Origin of the sequence: Streptomyces kronopolitis, from assembly GCF_050953795.1 — a bacterium.
Classification (GTDB): domain Bacteria; phylum Actinomycetota; class Actinomycetes; order Streptomycetales; family Streptomycetaceae; genus Streptomyces; species Streptomyces kronopolitis_A.
Map to the genome: position 1 here is coordinate 5,386,393 of NZ_CP191850.1, position 21,786 is coordinate 5,408,178.

The window sequence follows — 21,786 nt, forward strand, 5'->3', positions numbered from 1 at the left end:
CCGCCGTGGTGGTTTCTCGCCGTTGCGCCTGCGGCGGGCGGGTCCGCTGCGCGGGGCTGTCGGGTGCGGTGGCGGTCCTCCGGGGCCTGGTGTGTGGACTGCTTCGCTTTACGTCCACACACCAGGCCCCTCCGGCCCGCCCCCTCCCGTTGAGGGAGGGAAGGGGGCCGGTGGGGGTGGTCGCAGGTGGTGCGGTGCGCCTTGTCGGTCACGCGGAAAGGGCCTAGATGGCCCGCCCCCACTCACCGAAACTTTTCCCTCCACGGGAGGGGACGGGCCGGAGGGGTCGGTGTGTGGGACGTAAAGCGAAGCAGTCCCACACACCGACCCCGGAGGTCCGTCACCGCACCCGACACCCACCGCCCGCCGCAGGCGCAACGGCGAACAACCCCCACGGCGGGACAGCCGACAACGTGGGGGAGACGGTGAAGCGCAGCGAACCGGCCGCAGGCGCAACGCCGAGAAGACACACGGCGGGAAAGCCAAAAACGTGGGAAGGCCGCCCCAGCGGAGCGGATTGTCAGTGGTGACCGCTACCGTTTTTTCCGTGTCAGCTCGCCTCAGTGATCCCGAGCAGCTCAAGGAGCTCCTCGGCATTCCGTTCACACCGGAGCAGACGGAGTGCATCACCGCCCCGCCCGCCCCGCAGGTCATCGTGGCCGGAGCCGGTTCCGGGAAGACCACGGTGATGGCCGCCCGCGTCGTGTGGCTGGTCGGCACCGGCCAGGTCGCCCCGGAGCAGGTCCTCGGTCTGACCTTCACCAACAAGGCGGCCGGTGAGCTGGCCGAACGCGTCCGCAGTGCCCTCCTCGCCGCCGGCGTCACCGACCCGGACGCCCTCCCGCTCGACGACAGCGGCGCCGCCACCGGCCAGCCCCCCGGAGAGCCGCGGATCTCCACCTACCACGCCTTCGCCGGACAGCTCCTCAAGGACCACGGCCTGCGCATCGGCCTGGAACCCGGCGCCCACCTCCTCGCCGACGCCACCCGCTTCCAGCTCGCCGCCCGCACCCTGCGCACCGCCCCCGGCCCCTACCCCTCCCTCACCACCTCCCTGCCCTCCCTCGTGGAGGACCTCCTCGCCCTCGACGCCGAACTCTCCGAGCACCTCGTCGACCCCGCCGTACTCCGCGCCCACGACACCGAGCTGCTCGCGGCCCTCGACGGCGTCCGCCTCACCAACGCCGACCTGCGCAAAGCCCCCGAAACCGCCCGCGGCCGCCGGGAACTCCTCGACCTCGTCACCGCCTACCGCGACGAGAAGCGCCGCCGCGACCTCCTCGACTTCGGCGACCAGATCGCCCACTCCGCCACCCTCGCCACCACCCGCCCCGAGGTCGGCCGCCTCCTGCGCGACGAATTCCGCGTCGTCCTCCTCGACGAGTACCAGGACACCTCCGTCGCCCAACGACTGCTGCTCTCCGGCCTCTTCGGCGCCGCCAACGGGACCGCCACCGGGCATGCCGTGACTGCCGTCGGCGACCCCTGTCAGGCCATCTACGGCTGGCGCGGCGCCTCCGTGGCCAACCTCGACGACTTCCCCACCCACTTCCCCTTCCCCGACGGCACCCCCGCCCGCCGCCAGGCCCTCAGCGAGAACCGCCGCAGCGGCGGCCGCCTCCTCGACCTCGCCAACACCCTCGCCGCCCCCCTCCGCGCACGCCACGAAGGCGTCGAGGCACTGCGCCCCGCCCCCGGCGCCGAGCGCGACGGCCTCGTCCGCTGCGCCCTGCTGCCCACCCACGCCGAAGAACTCACCTGGCTCGCCGACTCCCTCGCCCACCTCGTCCGCACCGGCACACCCCCCGGCGAGATCGCCGTGCTCTGCCGCACCGCCGCCGACTTCGCCCACCTCCAGGGCGAACTCGTCGCCCGGGACATCCCCGTCGAGGTCGTCGGCCTCTCCGGCCTTCTGCACCTGCCCGAGATCGCCGACCTCGTCGCCGTCTGCGACGTCCTCCAGGACCCCACCGCCAACGCCGCCCTGGTCCGCCTGCTCACCGGCCCCCGCTGGCGCATCGGCCCCCGCGACCTCGCCCTCCTCGGCCGCCGCGCCCGCACCCTCGTCCACCACCCGGCCCCCTCCGACGACCCGGCACAACGCCTCGCCGAAGCCGTCGAAGGCGTCGACCCCGCCGAGACCATCTCGCTCGCCGACGCCCTCGACACCTTCCTCGTGGCCGACGGCCCCGACGACGGCCTTCCCTTCTCCGCCGAGGCCCGCGTCCGCTTCGCCCACCTCGCCACCGAACTCCGCGACCTGCGCCGCTCCCTCGGCGACCCCCTCATGGACGTCCTCCACCGGATCCTGGCCACCACCGGCCTGGAGGTCGAACTGTCCGCCTCCCCCCACGCCCTGGCCGCCCGCCGCCGCGAAACCCTCGGCACCTTCCTCGACATCGCCGCCGGATTCGCCGCCAAACAGGGCGGTGAATCCCTCGACGGCGACGCCACCCTCCTCGCCTTCCTCGGCTTCCTGCGCACCGCCGTCCAGTACGAAAAAGGCCTGGACAGCTCCCTGCCCGGCGGCGACAACACCGTCAAGGTGCTGACCGCCCACAAGTCCAAGGGCCTGGAATGGGACGTCGTCGCCGTACCCGGCCTGGTCACCAAGCAGTTCCCCAGCGAACAGGCCCGCGAGTCCTGGACCAGCCGGCCCAAGGTCCTCCCGCACACCCTGCGCGGCGACGCCGCCACCCTCCCCGACGTCACCGAATGGACCGCCCGCGGCCTGAAGGACTTCAAGGAGGCGATGAAGGACCACCAGGAAACCGAGGAACTCCGCCTCGGCTACGTCACCTTCACCCGCCCCCGCTCCCTGCTGCTCGGCTCCGGCCACTGGTGGGGCCCCCACCAGAAGCGGCCGCGTGGCCCCTCCGTCTTCCTGGAGGCCCTGCGCACCCACTGCGAAGCCGGACACGGCGAGATCGAGCACTGGGCCGCCGCCCCCGAGGACGGCGAGGAGAACCCCGCCCTCGCCGAGGCCGCCGCCGAACAGGCCTGGCCGCTGCCCCTCGACCCCACGGCCACCGCCCGCCGCCGCAGCGCCGCCGCGCTCGTCCACGCCCACCTGGCCCGCCGCACGGACGAGCCGGCCCCCTCCGCCACCCCGGACGCCCTCCCCGCCCACGACCCCGAATGGCCACCGCCTCCGCCCGACGACGAGGCATGGGGCCCCGACCCGTTCGCCGCCCCGGAAGCCGACCCGTTCGACGCTCCCGAAGCCGACCCGTTCGACGGCCCCCTCGGCGACCCCTTCGACCACGACACCACGCCCGACGACCTCCCCGACGCCGCCCCCACCCCGCCCCGCCCCCGCATCGGCGCCCAGCGCACCACGGAACCCGACCTCACCGACCCCGACACCGCCCCCCACGACCACGACACCACGCCCCACGACGAGACACCCGCCGCTCTCCTCCCCGAGGAACGCCGCACCGTCGGCTCCTGGGACCGCGACCTGGAAACGCTCGCCGCCGAGCTGCGCCGCTCCCGCGCCACCGTCCGCGAGGTCCCGCTGCCCTCCGCGCTCAGCGCCACCCAGCTGCTCCGCCTCGCCGCCGACCCCGACGCCTTCGCCCGCGAACTGGCCCGCCCCATGCCGCGCCCGCCACAACCCGGCGCCCGCCGCGGCACCCGCTTCCACGCCTGGGTCGAATCCCGCTTCGAAGAGCTGACCCTGCCCCTGCTCGGCCCCGACGAGCTACCGGGCGCCGACGAGGACGAGGACGCCCCGATCACCGACGAACACGACCTCGAAACCCTCAAGGAAGCCTTCGCCCGCACCCCCTACGCCCACCGCACCCCCTACCGCGTCGAGGCGCCCTTCCAGCTGACGCTCGCCGGACGCGTGATCCGCGGCCGCATCGACGCCGTCTACAAGGAGCCCGGCCCCCACGGCGACCGCTTCGAGATCGTCGACTGGAAAACCGGCCGCACCCACACCGCCGACCCCCTCCAGCTGGCCGTCTACCGCCTCGCCTGGGCCGAGCGCCACGGCCTGGAGCCCACCGCCGTCGACGCCGCCTTCCTCTACGTCCGCAGCGGCGAGGTGGTCAGACCCGCCCGGCTGCCCGGCCGGGCCGGACTCGAACGCATCCTGCTCGGCGAGACCGCCGACGGCCATCCCCCGGAAGGCCGATAGGCTCGGCCATATGAGCACCACCCCGGACAGCGCCGTCCGCGCGTACCTCGCCGCCCACCGCGAAGCCTTCCTCGGCGACCTCACCGAGTGGCTGCGCATCCCCTCCGTGTCCGCCGACCCGGAACGCGCCGGCGACGTACGCCGCAGCGCCGAATGGCTCGCCGCGAAGCTCACCGACACCGGCTTCACCACCAGCGAGATCTGGGAGACCGGCGGCCTGCCCGCGGTCTTCGCCGAATGGCCCTCCGGCGACCCGTCCGCGCCCACCGTGCTCGTCTACGGCCACCACGACGTCCAGCCCGCCGCCCGCGAGGACGGCTGGCACACCGACCCCTTCGTCCCCGAGACCGTCGACGGCAAGCTCTACGCCCGCGGCGCCGCCGACGACAAGGGCCAGGTCTTCTTCCACACCCTCGGCGTCCGCGCCCACCTCGCCGCCACCGGCCGCACCGCCCCCGCCGTCAACCTCAAGCTGCTCATCGAGGGCGAGGAGGAGTCCGGCTCACCGAACTTCCCCGCCCTCATCGAGAAGCACGCCGACCGCCTCGCCTGCGACACGGTGGTCGTCTCCGACACCGGCATGTGGTCCAGGGACACCCCCACCGTCTGCACCGGCATGCGCGGCCTGACGGACTGCCAGATCGACCTCCGCGGCCCCGACCAGGACATCCACTCCGGCTCCTTCGGCGGCGCGGTCCCCAACCCCGCCACCGAGGCCGCCCGGCTGGCCGCCGCCCTGCACGACGCCGACCGCCGGGTCGCCGTCCCCGGCTTCTACGACGGCGTCATCGAACTCACCGCCCGCGAGCGGGAACTCTTCGCCGAGCTGCCCTTCGACGAGGAGGAGTGGCTGCGCACCGCGCACTCCCACGCCCCCCTCGGCGAGGCCGGCAGCACCACCCTCGAACGCATCTGGGCCCGCCCCACCGCCGAGGTCAACGGCATCAGCGGCGGTTACCAGGGCCCCGGCGGCAAGACCATCGTCCCCGCCACCGCCCAGCTGAAGCTCTCCTTCCGGCTGGTCGCCGGCCAGGACGCGGACGCCGTCCAGCGGTCCGTCCGCGACTGGGTCGCAGCCCGGCTCCCGGCCGGCATCCGCCACGAGATCACCTTCTGGGGCGCCACCCGCCCCTGCCTCACCCCGCTCGACCACCCCGCCCTCCAGTCCGTCGTCCGCGCCATGGGCCGGGCGTTCGGCCAGAAGATCCGCTTCACCCGCGAAGGCGGCTCCGGGCCGGCCGCCGACCTCCAGGACGTCCTCGGCGTCCCGGTCCTCTTCCTCGGCATCTCCGTTCCCTCCGACGGCTGGCACGCCCCGAACGAAAAGGTGGAACTCGACCTGCTGATGAAGGGCGTCGAGACCACCGCCCACCTGTGGGGCGACCTGGCGGAGACCTGGCATCCCGCTTGACCGGACGCGCACCGCCGCACCGTTCCGCGCCCGCACGCAGCAATCACCCACGCCACAGGGGGAGTTGGAAACAGCAGTGACCACCTGGACCGACCACACCGCCGACCGGCCGCTCACCTTCAGCGCGCCGAGCGGGATCGACCGCTCGGCCCACCACCGTCTCGACGAGGCCTGGCTGGCGGCGGCCTGGAGCCACCCGACGACGCGCGTCTTCGTGGTGTCCGGCGGCCAGGCGCTGATCGACGACACCCCCGACGGCCGCACCGAACTGATCATGACGCCGACCTTCGAGGCGCCCCTGACCGAGGCGCACCGCTACTACCTCGGCACCGACAACGACGGCGTCAGCTACTTCGCCCTCCAGAAGGACTCGCTGCCCGGCCGCATGGACCAGTCCGCGCGCCCGGCGGGCCTGCGCGAGGCCGGCCTGCTGCTGTCCCCGCGCGACGCCGGCCTTCTCGTGCACGCCGTGGCGCTTGAGAACTGGCAGCGCCTGCACCGCTTCTGCTCCCGCTGCGGCGAACGCACCGTCATCGCCGCCGCCGGCCACATCCGCCGCTGCCCCGCCTGCGGCGCCGAGCACTACCCGCGCACCGACCCGGCCGTGATCATGCTCGTCACGGACGAGGAGGACCGTGCCCTCCTCGGCCGCCAGGTGCACTGGCCCGAGGGCCGCTTCTCCACGCTCGCGGGCTTCGTCGAGCCGGGCGAGTCCATCGAGCACTCGGTGGCCCGCGAGGTCTTCGAGGAGGCCGGAGTCGTCGTCGGCGACGTCGAATACGTCGCCAGCCAGCCCTGGCCCTTCCCCTCCAGCCTGATGCTGGGCTTCATGGCCCGCGCCACCTCGTCCGAGATCCAGGTCGACGGCGAGGAGATCGAGGAGGCCCGCTGGTTCTCCCGCGAGGACCTGCGCGCCGCCTTCGAATCCGGCGAGGTCCTCCCGCCGTACGGCATCTCCATCGCCGCCCGCCTGATCGAGCTCTGGTACGGCAAGCCCCTGCCCAAGCCGTGACCGGCGCGGAGGCCTGAAGCGGGACACGGCGCCGGCCCCGCCGCCGGACCTTCGCGCACACAGCGCCGTCACCGGCGCGCGAAAGGCCGCCGGCCGGAGCCCACGGGGACTCCGGCCGACGGCCCGGGGCCGGACAGGGCCCACTGCGCGTCGGAGATCTGGTGCGTCCGATGCCGATCCTCCGGCGTCGGACGCCGACCTTCTGGTGTCAGACGCCGACCTTCTGCTTGACCTGCGCGAGGGACGGGTTCGTCAGCGTCGAGCCGTCGGGGAACAGCACGGTCGGAACCGTCTGGTTGCCGCCGTTCGCCTTCTCCACGAACTCCGCCGACTCCGGGTCGTGCTCGATGTTGATCTCGGTGTACGCGATGCCCTCGCGGTCCATCTGGCCCTTCAGCCGACGGCAGTAACCGCACCAGGTCGTGCTGTACATCGTCACAGTGCCCGCCATGCGCCCCGTGCTCCTTCGATAAGTCGTGATCCGATACCACCCGCCGGCTTGTATTCGGCGTGGCCAAGCACCACAACGTACATCGGGGGGCGGACATTCCCGGTGGGGGAGCGGGGGGCGTGCGCGGGCTCGGGCCGTTCGTCCTTTCCTGCTTGGGGGCCCCACCCCCGCCCCTCCCCACACCCCCACCGACCGAAGCCGCCGCCCCCGAGCCGTCCTCGACCAGCCCAGGCCACCCCAGCCCAAGCCACCCCAGCCACCCGAGCCAAAGCCACTCGACCCCGAGCCCCCGCAGCCCCAAGCCACCAGAGCCCCGAACCCCGCAGCCCCGAATCACCCCAGCCCCGGTCCCAGCCCGTTCCCAGCCCTGGTCCCAACCTCGGCCCGGGCCGTCCTCCCCGAGCCTCCCGCCGCTCTCCCGCACCCCCGCCCGGCCGTACGTCGCCTCGCCTCGTCTTGTGCTGATCTCAGGAAAGCAGTCGCCGGGCCTGGGCGTCGGCGGTTGTCCACAGTGGGGGCGATGCGTATGACCGGGGGCGGCGGCTGTGGACAGGGGGCGGGGGCGCCTGGGCGGACCTGGCAGCATGGCGGGGTGACAGCAGCAACGGACTCCTCTCTTTTCCCGCAGGTGCCGGACTCGGCCGACGCGGTGCTCGACGGGCTCGACCCCGAGCAGCGCGAGGTCGCGACGGCTCTGCACGGTCCGGTGTGTGTGCTGGCGGGCGCCGGCACGGGCAAGACCCGCGCGATCACCCACCGGATCGCGTACGGCGTGCGCGCGGGGATCCTGACGCCCGCGAGTGTGCTGGCCGTCACGTTCACGGCGCGGGCGGCCGGTGAGATGCGCGGCCGGCTGCGGCAGCTCGGCGCCGGCGGTGTGCAGGCCCGGACGTTCCACTCCGCGGCCCTGCGCCAGCTCCAGTTCTTCTGGCCGAAGGCCGTCGGCGGTGAGGTCCCGCGGCTGCTGGAGCGCAAGATCCAGGTGGTCGCCGAGGCCGCCGCCCGCTGCCGCATCCGGCTGGACCGCAACGAGCTGCGGGATGTCACGGCCGAGATCGAGTGGTCGAAGGTCACCCAGACCGTGCCGGCCGACTATCCGGCCGCGGTCGTCAAGGCCGGCCGTGAGGCCCCTCGCGACCCGGCGGAGGTCGGGCAGATCTACGGGACGTACGAGGAGCTCAAGCGGGAGCGGGGCCGCATCGACTTCGAGGATGTGCTGCTGCTCACGGTGGGGGTGCTCCAGGACCGGCACGACATCGCCGAGCAGGTCCGTTCGCAGTATCAGCACTTCGTCGTGGACGAGTACCAGGACGTCAGCCCGCTCCAGCAGCGGCTGCTGGAGCTGTGGCTGGGGGACCGCGACAACCTCTGTGTGGTCGGCGACGCCAGCCAGACGATCTACAGCTTCACCGGCGCCACCCCCGACCATCTCCTCAACTTCCGTAACCGCCATCCGCAGGCGACCGTCGTCAAGCTCGTCCGCGACTACCGCTCCAGCCCGCAGGTGGTGCACCTCGCCAACGGTCTGCTCTCCCAGGCCAGGGGGCGTGCCGCCGAGCACCGGCTGGAGCTGGTCTCGCAGCGCGAGGCGGGCCCCGAGCCGGTGTACACGGAGTACGCCGACGAGCCCGCCGAGGCCGAGGGCACCGCTCGCCGGATCCGCGACCTGATCGCCTCCGGTGTGCCGGCCAGTGAGATCGCCGTGCTCTTCCGCGTCAACGCCCAGTCCGAGGTCTACGAGCAGGCGCTGGCCGATGCCGGTGTGCCGTATCAGCTGCGGGGTGCCGAGCGGTTCTTCGAGCGCCCGGAGGTGCGGGAGGCGGGCGTCAAGCTGCGGGGCGCCGCCCGTTTCGGCGGCAACGACGCGCTGCTGGACGACGCCCTGGACCTGCCGTCCGAGGTGCGGGCGGTGCTCAGCGACATGGGCTGGACCAGCCGCCCGCCGGCCGGTTCCGGCGCGGTGCGCGACCGCTGGGAGTCGCTGGCGGCCCTGGTGCGGCTCGCCGAGGACTTCGCCCGGGCGCGGCCCGCGGCCACGCTCGCCGATCTCGTCGCCGAGCTGGACGAGCGGGCCAACGCCCAGCACGCCCCGACGGTCGAGGGGGTCACGCTGGCGTCCCTGCACGCGGCCAAGGGCCTGGAGTGGGACGCGGTGTTCCTGGTCGGCCTGACCGAAGGCATGATGCCGATCACCTACGCCCGGACCGACGAGCAGGTGGAGGAGGAGCGCCGGCTGCTGTATGTCGGCGTCACCCGTGCCCGAATGCACCTGGGCCTGTCCTGGTCGCTGGCGCGTTCGCCCGGGGGGCGGGCCTCGCGCCGCGCCAGCCGGTTCCTCACCGGTCTGCGGCCCGGTTCGGGGACGGTGCCCGGCCGTCGCATGCCCGGCGCGGTCTCCGGGGGCGTCGAGCGCGGTGAGGGGGCGGCGGCGGTGGCGCGGCGTCCCCGGCACCGCAGCCCGGCGCGCTGCCGGGTCTGCAACCGGACGCTGACGGACGCGGGCGAGATGAAGCTGATGCGGTGCGAGGACTGCCCCTCGGAGCTGGACGAGGCGCTGTACGAGCGGCTGTGCGAGTGGCGGACCGAGCAGGCCGCACGGTCCCGGCAGCCCGCCTACTGCGTCTTCACCGACAAGACCCTGATGGCGATCGCGGAGGCCGTTCCGGGAACCGAGGCGGAGCTCGCGGTCATCTCAGGGGTGGGGCGGCGCAAGTTCGACCGCTACGGCAGTGACGTGCTGGCGATCTGCGCCGGTGAGGAGCGCGTGGGAGCCTCGGAAGAGGCCTCCGGAGGACCCGCGGAAAACTCGTCGGAAAAATAGTTTGCGCCCGCGGAGCGCAGCCCCATAGCCTTCGGAAGCAACGGGGACAACGGTTTCTTTCCGAGATCCGATCGATCCGTGCTGTACTTGAACGCCCTGGAACGGGATTCCCGGTCCACCGAGACGCCGAGAGGAGGCGAGCCCAGTGATCAGCTTCATTGAGACGAACAAAATGACCGATCTCCCGGTCGTCGCCGCCTGCCCGCTCGGCACCTCGCTCCTTGGCACCGGTCTGTCCGGCTTCGGCCGCCCGTCCGGTACCGAGGTCGCGCGCCCCGAGTCCCTCGCTGTGCTGACGCGCAGTGAGCGCACCGCGCGACCGACGGAGGCACCTGCGGTAGCAGCAGTGGCGGCATCGGCGAATGCCTTTGCCTCCGCGGCGGCCAATGGTGCCGAATCCCGGCAGCAGTACCAGACGCATGACATGTGGGCCTACCGCGGCCTCGAACCCTGGAGAGATCCAGCCTGATCAGCGAGATCAGGTCGGCACCTTCCAGGGCCGCGGAACCCACACCGGGATCCGCGGCCCTTTTGTTTGCCCCAGCGTCCGGCCACCAGCCGGGCCTCACAGACGAGGAACACACCACCGTGCAACTGCAGACGCACACCCCGTCCGTAGCGACCGACCTGATCCCTCCGCCTGACCCTCAGGAGAACTCCTTGCTTCCCCTCACCGAGCTCGACGACGAGATCGACCGCCTCGGCGCCGCTGTTCCGTGCCGCACCTACGACCCGGAGGTCTTCTTCGCGGAGTCCCCGGCCGACGTCGAGTACGCCAAGACCCTGTGCCAGACCTGTCCGGTGCGTGAGGCCTGCCTCGCCGGTGCCAAGGACCGGCGTGAGCCGTGGGGCGTCTGGGGCGGCGAACTCTTCGTTCAGGGCGTCGTCGTGCCCCGGAAGCGGCCGCGTGGCCGTCCGCGTAAGAACCCGGTTGTGGCATGAACGCCTTCGGCACAGGAACGATCGACCATCCCGTCACCCGGGATCCCCAGAAGCAGGACCTCACGATGAACCCCACTCTCACCGACGCCCCCGTCCCCGTGAACACCGACGCGATCGAGTCGCGTCAGAACAGGAACCTCGCGATGCAACTCATCCCAGAAGCCCTGGCTCGTGCGCATATGCACGAACGCCTGCGGGAGGCCGAATCAGAACGCAGGGCCCATCGGCTCGCCGCCGCGCGGCGTATGCAGCGGCGCGCCGAGCGCGCGTCGCTGCGGGCCCGCCGTGCGCTGGCCATGGCCGTGATGCAGTAAGACGGTGCGCTTGATGCCGCCGTTCACGGGGTCCGTCCGACAGGGCGGGCCCCGTGGTGCGTGGGATCGTGTGTGCCGCGGTGCACGGGGCTATCGTCGGACGGTGGACCAGAGGACGCATGAACAGGCGGAGCTGGCGGACGGGAACACGGAGTGTGCCGGCTGCGGCGCGGTCGCCGAGGGCACCCCACCGACCTGGACGCTCTCCGTCGAGAACGGTGAGCGCCGCTACTACTGCGACAGCTGCGCGCGGAAGAACATCCGCGCCATCGAGGGCCGCCTGGATTCGAACTGGTGGTGAGACCGGGCGCCCTCACCGGGGGAGTGCGGCCGGGGTGGACCCGGGCCGGTCCCGCCGCCGTGCGGGCATGCCGGACGGCCGCCTCGCCCGCTCCCGCCCGGGCCTGCCCGCTCCCCGTGACCGGAGCGGGCGGCAGACCCGGCGGCCCCGGTGCACGGGCAGAGGCCTGACCCGCGGGCTCAGGCCGTGGTCTCTTCGACGGCCTCCTTGCCGAGTCCCGCACCGACGACGGCCGCGCCGGTCTCCGTGTCGTGCTCCGGTTCGCGCTGCGGGCCGGGCTCCGAGCCGAGGGTGGTGGTGTCCTCGGTGACGTCCGGGCCGGGCGGCTCCTCCTCGGGGACGAAGCCGGGCAGCCAGGCCTCCAGTTCGTCACGCAGCCGCACCGTCGCCCCCAGCTGACACAGCACCCCGATCGTGCTCAGGGTCACCCGGTGGATCAGCAGATAGGCGGGCGGCAGATTCAGCTGCTTGCCCAACTGGTGGGCGGGGGAGCGCGGATCGCCGACCCGGGCCGCCTGGTGGCGCATCCAGCTCCGGGTGAAGGTGAACTCGTCCACCTGCGCCGGATCGATGATCGGCAGCAGATACTCCAGCACCGCGTCCGGTTCCAGCTCGATCGACTCCCGGACGAAGCCCTCCGCGCACAGCAGCCGGTAGACGGCGTCGGCTTCCCCGTCGAGCGTCATCCGCAGTGAGCTGCCGATCGTCGGGGGCAGCCCGTCGGGCAGCCGGTCCACGGTGCCGAAGTCCAGCACCCCCAGCCGCCACTCGTCGACCGGGCCGTCCGGGTCGTCGCCGGCCAGCAGCCGGAAGTTGCCCGGGTGCGGATCGGCGTGCAGCAGACCCGTACGGGCCGGGCCGGAGAACAGGAAGCGGGCCAGGAGCTGACCGGCGCGGTCCCGCTGCTCTTCGGTGCCGTCCGTGATCACCTCGGACAGCGGCACCCCGTCCATCCACTCCGTCACCAGTACCTGCTCGCACTGGTGCACCACGGAGGGCACCACCACGTCGGGGTCGCCGGCGAACTCCTCGGCGTGTGCCCGCTGGGCCTCGGCCTCCAGGGAGTAGTCCAGCTCCTCCGAGACCCGGTCGCGCAGCTCGGTGATCAGCGGCTTGACGTCCATGCCCGGCATCAGCGGGCCCAGCAGCCGGGCGAACCGGCTCAGCTGGGTCAGGTCCGACAGCAGCGCCTGGCCCGCGCCCGGATACTGCACCTTGACGGCCACCTCCCGGCCGTCGTGCCACACCGCACGGTGCACCTGCCCGATCGAGGCCGCCGCAGCCGGCTTGTCCTCGAACTCCTCGAACAGCTCCCGCCACTCCTCGCCGAGCTGCTCCGCCAGCACCGCGTGCACCGCGCCGGTCGGCATCGGCGGGGCCGCCTCCTGAAGCTTCGTCAGGGCGGCGCGGTAGGGGCCGGCGATCTCCTCGGGCAGCGCCGACTCGAAGACGGACAGCGCCTGCCCGAACTTCATCGCCCCGCCCTTCAGCTCCCCGAGCACCTTGAAGAGCTGTTCCGCCGTGCGCTGTTGCAGCTCGCGGCCGACGATCTCGGCGGATCTGCCGCCGATCCGCTTGCCCAGGCCCCAGGTGGCACGGCCGGCGAACCCCAGTGGCAGCGCGGCCAGCTTGGCGGTACGGGTGACCGCCTTGCGGGGAAGATCAGACATGCGCCCCTCCAACTCACACTGTCCCCCAACCGGGGTTACTCCGTCATTGTGGCGTGTCACGGCCGTGGATCCGAGGCGCCTGCCGCACACCGTGCAGCGGCGGCACCGCAGCCGCACTCCGGATGCGGCGCGACCGGCACCCTGCGCACCTCGGCACACGGTGCGGCGAGCTCCATCCGCGCCCCTGTGCACGGCGGTAGCTCACCGTCGAGGAACGTCAGCGCCTGGAGGGCGGCGACGCCCGCGACCGTTGTGGCCAGCGCGGCATCACACGCCGGCACCGCGGGCGCACCGCGTCCCGACCGCCACTGCGCGAGCAGCCGCGGCCAGGCCGGCTCCGCGTCCGTGCGGTGCAGCTCGTCGCAGCGGGCACAGGCCGAACCACCGGGCAGCACCAGCGGACCCACCACTCCCGTGCCCTCGATCACCCCCGCGTAAAGATGCGGGATGCCGGCGGTCAGCAGCGGTTCGGACAGCACGGGGTCGGGGGCGTAGGCGCCGAGGCCGTCGCGCGGGGCGAGCACCACCAGCGACAGCCCCGGCTCCCCGGACTCGCTGACCGGGCCCCGCGGGCGCGGGGTACGGCTCCAGGGAGAGGCCCGGCGCACCAGCCGCTGCGCGGCGGCGCTGCGCCGCTCGCCGGTGTGCTCGGCCGTCAGCCCGCCGGGCAGCACGTCCTCCGGCCGGACCGTGCCGCCGTCGAGCACCTCCACCCGGCCGACCCCCGAGGCCGAGAGCAGCGAAGCGATCGCGGCACCGACCCGGCCCGCCCCCTTGACCTTGACCCGGACCGCCCGGCGCGCGCCCATCCGGCCCAGGGCACCCGCGGGCTCTGGATGCCGCACCGAGAGGGCGGCCAGGTCGGGCCGCAGCCGGCCGAAGGCCGCCGGGTCGGCACGCACCGCCTCGGCCGCCGGGCCGCCCCCGGTGGGAGCCTCCAGCAGCCCGGCCGCGCCGAGCCGTTCGACCACGCCCCGTACGTGTGCGGGCGGGAGGTCCAGTAACGCCGCCTCCTCGGTCAGCTGCTGCAGGCTGCGGGTGCCGTCGAGCAGCGACAGGAAGCTTCCCGTCGCCGTGTCGACCGGGCCGACCACCTTCGCGTGGGCCGGTGCCACACCGAACCGCACGGTCTCCCTGTCCCGCCAGCCCCGCCGCAGCGCCGGCTTGAGCATCGGATGCCTCATCTGATCCCCCGTCCTTCGTCGTCCGGCCCCCAGCATGCGCCGTGCGGCGAATCGGGGCGGAAGTTATCCACAGGCGGGGGGTATCCGACGTCCACGCTGTGCACGCCATGGGGTGGTTCGGCGGCGAACCGACCGTGGGGCGGGACTTCCCGCGACGGCAGCGGGTAACGTCGGGCGCGTGCCCGCCGACCCTTCCGCCCACGGCTCAGGGGAGACACCTCTGCGCCGCGCCCCCGACACCTCGCGCCGGACCGCCCCGAGCCCCACGGCTCAGGGTGCGGGCACCAGCGCCGTCGAGGTGCGCCGCAGCTCACGACGGCGCAGGACGGTCTCCGCGTACCGCGAGGGCGACCGCACGGTGGTCCTGATCCCGGCCCGGATGTCCGAGGCCGAGGAGCGGCGCTGGGTGACCGTGATGCTGGACAAGCTCGCCGCCCAGGAGAGCAAGCGGATACTGGGCGACGGCGAGCTGGCGGCGCGCGCCGGGAGGCTGTCCGTCCAGTATCTGGAGGGCCGGGCCCGCCCGGCGTCGGTGCGCTGGGTGACCAACCAGAACACCCGCTGGGGCTCGTGCACCCCGGCGGAGGGAAGCATCCGTCTTTCGCACCGCCTCCAGGGCATGCCCGAGTACGTCATCGACTACGTCCTGCTGCACGAGCTCGCCCATCTGCTGGTCCCCGGTCACGGGCCCCGCTTCTGGCGCCTGCTGGAGTGCTACCCCCGTACGGAACGGGCCCGCGGCTACCTCGAAGGGGTGGTCGCGGCCGACCGGCTGCCCCATCTGCCCGCCGCCCGCGGCGAATGAGCCCGCGGCGCGCCCAGATCCGCCGCGCCCCGGCATCGCCCGCTGTCGGCGCCAGCGGTTAGCCTGGCCGCGCAGACGAACTCACAGCGGGAGCGGGGGACGGGCGTTACGTATGGCCAGGGAATTCCAGCGCGGCCACAAGGCCAAGATCGGTGATCTCACGGCGGGAACGGATCTGTACGTCGGCGTGCAGATCGCCGGTCCCGGCCTGACCTTCGACATCAGCTGCTTCGGTCTGGACGCCGACGAGCGGCTCTCCGACGACCGGTACTTCATCTTCTTCAACCAGCCCACCTCGCCCGAGGAGTCGATCCAGCTCCTGGGCCCGCAGGCCGGCGACAGTGAGTCCTTCCGGGTCACCCTCGACAAGATCCCGCCGCAGGTCCACAAGCTCACCTTCACCGCCGCCCTCGACGGCGCGGGCCAGGTCTCCCAGATCGGGCCCGGCTACCTCCGGATCGTGGCCGGCGGCGAAGAGGTCGCCCGCTACTCCTTCACCGGCAGCGAGTTCAGCACCGAACGCGCCGTCATGCTCGGCGACTTCTACCTCAAGGACGTGTGGCGGTTCGCCGCCGTCGGCCAGGGCTTCGACGGCGGCCTGGAGGCGCTGCTGAAGAACTTCGGCGGCGAGGTCGCCGAGGAGGAGGCGGCCGCGCCCGAGCCGCCCGCCGCGGCGCAGGGTGTGCCCGGCTTCGCGCCCCCGTCCGGACCGGCCGCCCCCGCACCGTCCTTCGGCGCGCCCGCCCCGCAGCAGCCCCCGCCCGCCGCGGCGCCCCCGGCCGCCCCGCCGCCGGCGCCCGCGCAGCCCACCGTCCCGCAGGTGCACAACGCGCCCACCATCGCCGCGCCCCTGGCACCGCCCGCCGGCCCGGTACCGCCGCCCGGTGTGCCCGGCCCGCCGCCCGCCCCCTACGGGCAGCCGGGGCCCGGCCAGGACCCGTACGGCCACCCGCAGACCGCCCCCGGCGGCTTCCCGGGGCAGCAGGCCCCGCAGGCACCGCCCTACGGGCAGCCGGCCCCGCCGCCCGGCGGATACTGCGCCCCGCAGGGCCCGCCCGCCCCCTACGGGCAGCCCGCGCCGCCGCCCGGTGCCCCGTATCCCGGCGCCCAGGCCCCGGCGGTCCCCCAGGGCGGCGGCCCCGGTCTCGATGTCGTTCTGGACAAGTACAAGGAAGCGCCCACCGGGCAGCGCTGGACCCCGCAGAACAGCAAGCTGATCCGGGTCGACCTCGGTGTCGACGGGCAGCCGGTGCTCGCCCGCCAGGGCAGCATGGTGCTCTACCAGGGCAAGGTCGACTTCGGCTACAAGGGCGCCGGCTTCCGCGGCCGGATCGTCGGCAACGCCACCGGCCAGGAAATGCAGCTGATGCGCTGCACCGGCCAGGGCCAGGTGTTCCTCGCGGAGAACAGCGCCCATGTCCACCCCATCGAGCTGCAGGGCGACGCGATCTGCGTGTCCGCCGAGAGCGTCCTCGCCTTCGACGAGTCGCTCCAGCACGAGGTCCGCCGCATCGAGGGCCACGGCATCCCCGGTGGCGCTCTGTTCACCATGCAGTTCCACGGGACCGGCACCGTCGTCGTCAAGACCCAGGGCACCCCGGTCGTGCTGCCGGTCACCCCGACCACCTTCGCCGACGCCAACGCCATCGTGGCCTGGTCCGCCGGCTCGCAGGTGATCATCTCCAGTCAGGTCAGCCTGCGCCGGCACGCCTTCCCGGGCCACTCCGGCGAGACCGTGAACCTCCAGTTCCGCGGCGCGCCCGGCAACTTCATCGTCGTCCAGCCCTACGAGGTCTGAGGGAGCCCGTCATGAACCAGCAGCAGCTGTCGGGCCACGCCCCGACTCCGCCCGCCGCCCGGATGGAGAACCACGGCAGCGCCATGGTGAAGATCGCCATGCAGAGCGGCCAGGACATCTTCGCCCGCACCGGCTCCATGATCGCCTACGAGGGTTTCGTCCAGTACGAGCCGAACCCTCCCGCCGTGCGCCAGATGGCCTCCCAGTGGCTCACCGGCGAAGGCGCGCCCCTGATGAAGTGCTCCGGCGACGGCGTGCTCTACCTCGCCGACTACGGCGCCGACGTCGTCTGCATCCACCTCGACAACGACGCCCTGTCCGTCAACGGCACCAACCTCCTCGCCTTCGACACCCAGCTCCAGTGGGGAGTCCAGCGCGTCAAGGGCATGGCGAAGTTCGCCGGCCAGGGGCTCTTCAACGTCGGGATCTCCGGCACCGGCTGGGTCGCGCTGACCTCCCGGGGCACCCCCATCGTGGTCGACTGCGGCCGCGGCGAGGACGAGACCTATGTGGACCCCGATGCCCTGGTCGCCTGGTCGACGCATCTGAAGATGAAGGGCAAGCGCAGCTTCAAGGCGTCCTCGATGATCGGCCGCGGCAGCGGCGAGGCGTACCAACTGGGCTTCTCCGGCCAGGGGTTCGTCGTCGTCCAGCCCAGCGAGGACAGCACCGACCGGCTCCGGGCCCGGGGCTGAGGGGGAGGACGAACACGCCATGCAGAGTCCGCTTTTCGCCTTCACCGAGGCACAGACCCAGGACCGCTACGCCCTGCAGAACCACCAGCTGCTGCGCGTCGCGCTCCAGGGCCACGAGGACCTCCTCGCCCGCAAGGGCGCGATGGTCGCCTACCAGGGGCTGCTCGAATTCGACGGCAACTACCAGACACCCGGCCAGCACCGGGCCCGCGCCCACTCCGGCGAGGGCCTCGACCTGATGCGTGTCTCCGGGCAGGGCACGGTCTATCTGGCCAACCTCGCCCAGCACATCCATGTCGTCGACGTCGATCACGACGGCCTCACCGTCGACAGCAGCTACGTCCTCGCGCTGGACTCCGGCCTCCACTGGGACGTCGTCGCCGTCGACAGCCAGTACGGCATCTCCGGAACCGGCAAGTACCAGCTCAACATCTCCGGGCAGGGCAAGGTCGTCCTGATGACCTCCGGCCAGCCCCTGATGCTCCAGATCACGCCGGAGAAGTACGTCAACGCCGACGCCGACGCGGTGGTCGCCTGGTCGGCCTCGCTGCGCGTCCAGATGCAGGCGCAGACGCACTCCTCCGGGGTGTGGCGCCGCCGCGGCAACACCGGTGAGGGCTGGGAACTCAGCTTCCTCGGCCAGGGCTACGCACTGGTCCAGCCCAGCGAGCTGCTGCCGCCGCAGAACGCGGTCCTGGGCGCCGGTATGGCCGCCCAGTTCGGTATGGGCCAGCAGGGCGCCCGGGGACACAACCAGGGCAACATCTTCACCAACTGACCCCCGCCGGCGCGCGGTGAGGCACGACGACGGCGCCCGCCCCGGGGAGACCGGGACGGGCGCCGCAGGGGCAGCCCGCATCTAGAGCAGGGCGCGGGTGCGCTCCACCAGCCGCACCACCGACGCGTCGGCGACGCCGGGCACCTCGTCATACGCGAACCAGCGCAGGTCCAGCGACTCGTCGCTGATCGCCGCCACCGCGCCCGCGGGCGCCAGCGCCGCGTACTGGACGTCCAGATGCACCGCGCAGGGCGTGCCATGACGATCCAGCCGCACCGGACCGCCGGGCAGCAGGGTCAGCCCCCGCGTGATCCCGGACTCCTCCCGGGCCTCGCGCAGCGCCGCCTCGGCGAGCGAGGCGTCCTGCGGTTCGCAGTGGCCGCCCATCTGCAGCCACATCTTCAGCTTGCGGTGCAGGGTGAGCAGTACCCGGCCGCCGGCCGGATCGATCACCAGCGCGCTGGCCGTGAGATGCCCCTCCTTGCAGGGCTTCCACATGCCGTCCGGACGGACGGCGAGATGGTCCAGATACGCCAGCCGCAGCTGTTCCTGTGCGGGGGACGGCGCGGGCCACTCCTTGAGCACCCGCGCCGCGTCCTCGTGCAGACTCACTTCTCGCCGTCGCCCTTGCTGTCGCCGTCTGCCTTGCCCTCGCCGGGGGCCTCGTCCGGGCCGTCGCTCTCCCGGGCGGGCTTGCCCGGATCGGGCTTGCCGCCGCTCGCGGCCTCGCCGAGCATCTTGTCCAGCTCGGAGAAGTCCGGCTGCTCGTGGTGCACGAACCCGTCCGGGTCGTCCAGGTCGGCCGCCGTCGGCAGCATGTCCGGGTGCTCCCACAGGCCGTCGCGGCCCTCCAGGCCCCGCGCGTCCGTCAGCGACGCCCACAGCCGCGAGGCGTCCCGCAGCCGGCGCGGCCGCAGCTGCAGGCCGATCAGCGTCGAGAACGTCTGCTCGGCGGGGCCACCGCTGGCCCGGCGCCGGCGCAGGGTCTCACGGAGCTTGTCCGACGACGGCAGATGCGGCTTGGCGGCGGCGTGCACCACCGCGTCCACCCAGCCCTCGACGAGCGCCAGCGCGGTCTCCAGCCGAGCCAGCGCCGCCTTCTGCTCCGGGGTGTCCTCGGGCTGGAACATGCCCTGCTGAAGGGCGTTCTGCAGCTCCTCGGGGTGCTGTGGATCGATCTGGCCGACCACGTCCTCGAGCTTGGTGGTGTCGACCTTGATGCCGCGCGCATAGCCCTCGACCGCACCGAAGAGATGCGAGCGCAGCCACGGCACATGGGCGAAGAGTCGCTGGTGGGCGGCCTCGCGCAGAGCCAGATACAGCCGCACCTCCTCCTGGGGCACGCCCAGGCCCTCGCCGAACGAGGCGATGTTGCCGGGCAGCAGCGCGGCCTTGCCGGCCGGGCCCAGCGGCAGTCCGATGTCCGTCGAACCGACGACCTCACTGGCCAGGACGCCCAGCGCCTGCCCGATCTGGGTGCCGAACATCGCGCCGCCCATGGAGCGCATCATCCCCAGCAGCGGGCCGGCCATGGCCTGCATCTCCCCGGGGAGCACATCGCCCATCGCCGCCCCGACGCGCTCGGCGAGCGGGTTGACCAGGTCCTTCCACACCGGCAGGGTCTCCTCGACCCACTCGGCGCGGCTCCAGGCCACCACTGCGGCGGAGCCCGACGGCAGCGACGTCACCCCGTCCAGCCACAGGTCCGCCAGCCGCACGGCCTCCTCGACCGCGCTGCGCTCGCCCGGCGACAGGCTCGCGTCCTTGCTGCCGTCCTCGGCGCCCTGCGCGACCGTCTGCCGCGCGATGTCCTTGGCCATGTCCCAGTTCACCGGGCCACCCTCGTAGGAGAGCATCTGGCCGAGCTTCTGGAAGGCCGCTCCCAGGTCGCCAGAGTTCATTTCGCCGCCGGGGCCGCCCATGCCGCCGAAGAGCGCCGCGAACGGATTGTCCGCGCCGCCGCTCCCGCCGCCGAACCCGAAGGGGTCCGCGGGGCCCTGGCTACCTCCCTGGCCGCCCTTCTTCTTGCCGTTGTCGCCGTCCTCCGGCTCCTCCGGCGGAAGGCCGAATCCAAATGGGGTGTCACTCACGGGGTTCCTCGGCTCGTAGGGCCGCCGACCAGGTGGCCGACGGCGGGCTGCCCACATCACCTCCAGCGTAGACACCCGGGCCGCTTCGGGGCTCGGTGCTTCGCTGTCCCGGTGGCTGCGGCAGGATGGTCGCCACCTGGTGCGCACGCGTCACCACACGTACGCACTGAAGACAACCGCTGGAGACGCCCGGTGAGTTCCCCAGATCCGACCGTTCGCGCAGCGCGAAACGCTGCGGCCCCGACCGAGAAGGCGGACGACCCCGCGGGCGGCGCCGCGGGCCGGCCACCGGGCCGGCCCGTCATCGCCGTCACCGGAGCCGCCTCCGGGGTCGGTGCCCTGCTCACCCGCGCCCTGGCCGACTCCGACGAGGTCAAGGAGGTGGTGGCCATCGACGAGCGGCGCGGTGACACCGCCGAGGCGCACTGGCACGTCCTGGACGTCCGGGACCCGGCCATCGCCGACAAGCTGCGCGGCGTGGACGTCGTCGTCCACCTCGCGCTCGATCTCGACCTGGAGACCGACGCCGCGGCCCGCACCGCCTACAACGTGCGCGGCACCCAGACCGTGCTCACCGCCGCAGCTGCCGCCGGTGTCCACCGCGTGGTGCTGTGCACCTCCGCCATGGTCTACGGGGCGCTGCCGGACAACGACGTGCCCCTGGCCGAGGACGCCGAGCTGCGCGCCACCGCGGACGCCACCGGCGTCGGCGACCTGCTGGAGATCGAGCACCTGGCGCACCGCGCCCCCCGCGCACACCCGGGCCTGAACGTCACCGTGCTGCGCCCCGCCGTCCTGGTGGGCGGCACCGACACCGCGCTGACCCGGTACTTCGAGTCGCCCCGCCTGCTGGTCGTGGCCGGCTCCCGCCCCGCCTGGCAGTTCTGCCACGTCGAGGACCTGGTCAGCGCGCTGGAGCACGCCGCGCTGGAGAAGGTCGAGGGCGAGCTGGCGGTCGGCTGCGACGGCTGGCTGGAGCAGGAGGAGGTCGAGGAGCTGTCCGGCACCCGGCGCATGGAGCTGCCGTCCTCGGTGGCCCTGGGCGCCGCGGCCCGCCTGCACCGCATCGGGCTGACGCCGTCGCCCGCCGGGGACCTCGCGTACACGATGTACCCGTGGGTGGTCAGCGGCAGCCGGCTGCACGACTCCGGCTGGCGTCCCCGGTGGACGAACGAGGAGGTGCTCGCCGAACTCCTGGAGGAGGTCGCCGGGCGGCACACCGTCGCCGGCCGCCGCCTGGGCCGCAAGGACGCCACCGCCGCCGGTGCCGCCGGCGCCACCGTCGCCCTGCTGGGCACCGCGGCCCTGGTACGGCGGGCCCGCAAGGCACGCCGCCGTATCTGAGCGCGGACCGGGCCGCCGTCCTGGAG

General features: G+C 73.1%; 18 protein-coding genes. 13 read left to right on the forward strand and 5 right to left on the reverse strand.

What is annotated here, in order from left to right; genetic code table 11:
• The first annotated feature begins 547 nt into the window (after window positions 1–547).
• From ACQP17_RS23940 to nudC, 3 genes are all read left to right on the forward strand, one after another.
• Window positions 548–4,144, forward strand: a complete 3,597-nt coding sequence (locus ACQP17_RS23940) for a UvrD-helicase domain-containing protein (RefSeq protein WP_433858121.1) — start codon at window positions 548–550, stop codon at window positions 4,142–4,144.
• A gap of 10 nt (window positions 4,145–4,154) precedes the next feature.
• A complete protein-coding gene (locus ACQP17_RS23945; protein WP_433858122.1) occupies window positions 4,155–5,555 on the forward strand; it encodes a dipeptidase in 1,401 nt (466 codons plus the stop codon).
• Between the two features lie 76 nt (window positions 5,556–5,631).
• Complete coding sequence (gene nudC / locus ACQP17_RS23950; protein ID WP_433858123.1) at window positions 5,632–6,567, forward strand: NAD(+) diphosphatase; 936 nt, start codon at window positions 5,632–5,634, stop codon at window positions 6,565–6,567.
• 208 nt (window positions 6,568–6,775) lie between these two features.
• On the opposite strand, the gene ACQP17_RS23955 is transcribed toward nudC, so the two are convergent.
• A complete protein-coding gene (locus ACQP17_RS23955) occupies window positions 6,776–7,018 on the reverse strand; it encodes a mycoredoxin (RefSeq protein WP_189104245.1) in 243 nt (80 codons plus the stop codon).
• A 520-nt stretch (window positions 7,019–7,538) separates the two neighbouring features.
• Between ACQP17_RS23955 and ACQP17_RS23960 the strand changes: the two genes are divergently transcribed.
• From ACQP17_RS23960 to ACQP17_RS23980, 5 genes are all read left to right on the forward strand, one after another.
• Complete coding sequence (locus ACQP17_RS23960; protein WP_433858124.1) at window positions 7,539–9,839, forward strand: ATP-dependent DNA helicase UvrD2; 2,301 nt, start codon at window positions 7,539–7,541, stop codon at window positions 9,837–9,839.
• A gap of 145 nt (window positions 9,840–9,984) precedes the next feature.
• A complete protein-coding gene (locus ACQP17_RS23965) occupies window positions 9,985–10,308 on the forward strand; it encodes a hypothetical protein (protein ID WP_433858125.1) in 324 nt (107 codons plus the stop codon).
• Window positions 10,309–10,427: 119 nt separating this feature from the next.
• Complete coding sequence (locus ACQP17_RS23970; protein WP_189104249.1) at window positions 10,428–10,781, forward strand: WhiB family transcriptional regulator; 354 nt, start codon at window positions 10,428–10,430, stop codon at window positions 10,779–10,781.
• Window positions 10,778–11,095 (forward strand): hypothetical protein, encoded by a 318-nt coding sequence (locus ACQP17_RS23975; RefSeq protein WP_433858126.1) that lies wholly within the window; start codon window positions 10,778–10,780, stop codon window positions 11,093–11,095. Before ACQP17_RS23970 ends, ACQP17_RS23975 begins: the two co-directional genes overlap by 4 nt.
• Window positions 11,096–11,198: 103 nt before the next feature.
• Window positions 11,199–11,396, forward strand: coding sequence for a hypothetical protein (locus tag ACQP17_RS23980; RefSeq protein WP_433858127.1), 198 nt, complete (start codon window positions 11,199–11,201; stop codon window positions 11,394–11,396).
• A gap of 179 nt (window positions 11,397–11,575) precedes the next feature.
• Here ACQP17_RS23980 and ACQP17_RS23985 read toward each other — a convergent pair whose 3' ends face one another.
• Both ACQP17_RS23985 and ACQP17_RS23990 read right to left on the reverse strand, forming a co-directional pair.
• Complete coding sequence (locus tag ACQP17_RS23985) at window positions 11,576–13,066, reverse strand: ABC1 kinase family protein (protein WP_433858128.1); 1,491 nt, start codon at window positions 13,064–13,066, stop codon at window positions 11,576–11,578.
• A 56-nt stretch (window positions 13,067–13,122) separates the two neighbouring features.
• Window positions 13,123–14,250 (reverse strand): ThiF family adenylyltransferase, encoded by a 1,128-nt coding sequence (locus tag ACQP17_RS23990; protein WP_433858129.1) that lies wholly within the window; start codon window positions 14,248–14,250, stop codon window positions 13,123–13,125.
• A 178-nt stretch (window positions 14,251–14,428) separates the two neighbouring features.
• Between ACQP17_RS23990 and ACQP17_RS23995 the strand changes: the two genes are divergently transcribed.
• The 4 genes from ACQP17_RS23995 (at window position 14,429) to ACQP17_RS24010 (ending at window position 18,326) form a co-directional block, all read left to right on the forward strand.
• Complete coding sequence (locus tag ACQP17_RS23995) at window positions 14,429–15,055, forward strand: M48 metallopeptidase family protein (RefSeq protein WP_433858130.1); 627 nt, start codon at window positions 14,429–14,431, stop codon at window positions 15,053–15,055.
• Window positions 15,056–15,167: 112 nt separating this feature from the next.
• Window positions 15,168–16,853 carry a TerD family protein gene (locus ACQP17_RS24000; protein WP_433858131.1) on the forward strand — a complete coding sequence of 562 codons (1,686 nt, stop codon included), beginning with the start codon at window positions 15,168–15,170 and terminating at the stop codon, window positions 16,851–16,853.
• 11 nt (window positions 16,854–16,864) lie between these two features.
• Window positions 16,865–17,548: an AIM24 family protein gene (locus tag ACQP17_RS24005; RefSeq protein WP_364883631.1), complete on the forward strand. Its 684-nt coding sequence runs from the start codon at window positions 16,865–16,867 to the stop codon at window positions 17,546–17,548.
• Window positions 17,549–17,567: 19 nt separating this feature from the next.
• Window positions 17,568–18,326: an AIM24 family protein gene (locus ACQP17_RS24010; protein ID WP_433858132.1), complete on the forward strand. Its 759-nt coding sequence runs from the start codon at window positions 17,568–17,570 to the stop codon at window positions 18,324–18,326.
• A gap of 81 nt (window positions 18,327–18,407) precedes the next feature.
• On the opposite strand, the gene ACQP17_RS24015 is transcribed toward ACQP17_RS24010, so the two are convergent.
• Both ACQP17_RS24015 and ACQP17_RS24020 read right to left on the reverse strand, forming a co-directional pair.
• Window positions 18,408–18,938 (reverse strand): NUDIX hydrolase, encoded by a 531-nt coding sequence (locus ACQP17_RS24015; protein ID WP_433858133.1) that lies wholly within the window; start codon window positions 18,936–18,938, stop codon window positions 18,408–18,410.
• A complete protein-coding gene (locus ACQP17_RS24020) occupies window positions 18,935–20,416 on the reverse strand; it encodes a zinc-dependent metalloprotease (protein WP_433858134.1) in 1,482 nt (493 codons plus the stop codon). Before ACQP17_RS24020 ends, ACQP17_RS24015 begins: the two co-directional genes overlap by 4 nt.
• A gap of 192 nt (window positions 20,417–20,608) precedes the next feature.
• Between ACQP17_RS24020 and ACQP17_RS24025 the strand changes: the two genes are divergently transcribed.
• Window positions 20,609–21,760 (forward strand): SDR family oxidoreductase, encoded by a 1,152-nt coding sequence (locus ACQP17_RS24025; protein ID WP_433858135.1) that lies wholly within the window; start codon window positions 20,609–20,611, stop codon window positions 21,758–21,760.
• Window positions 21,761–21,786 lie beyond the last annotated feature (26 nt).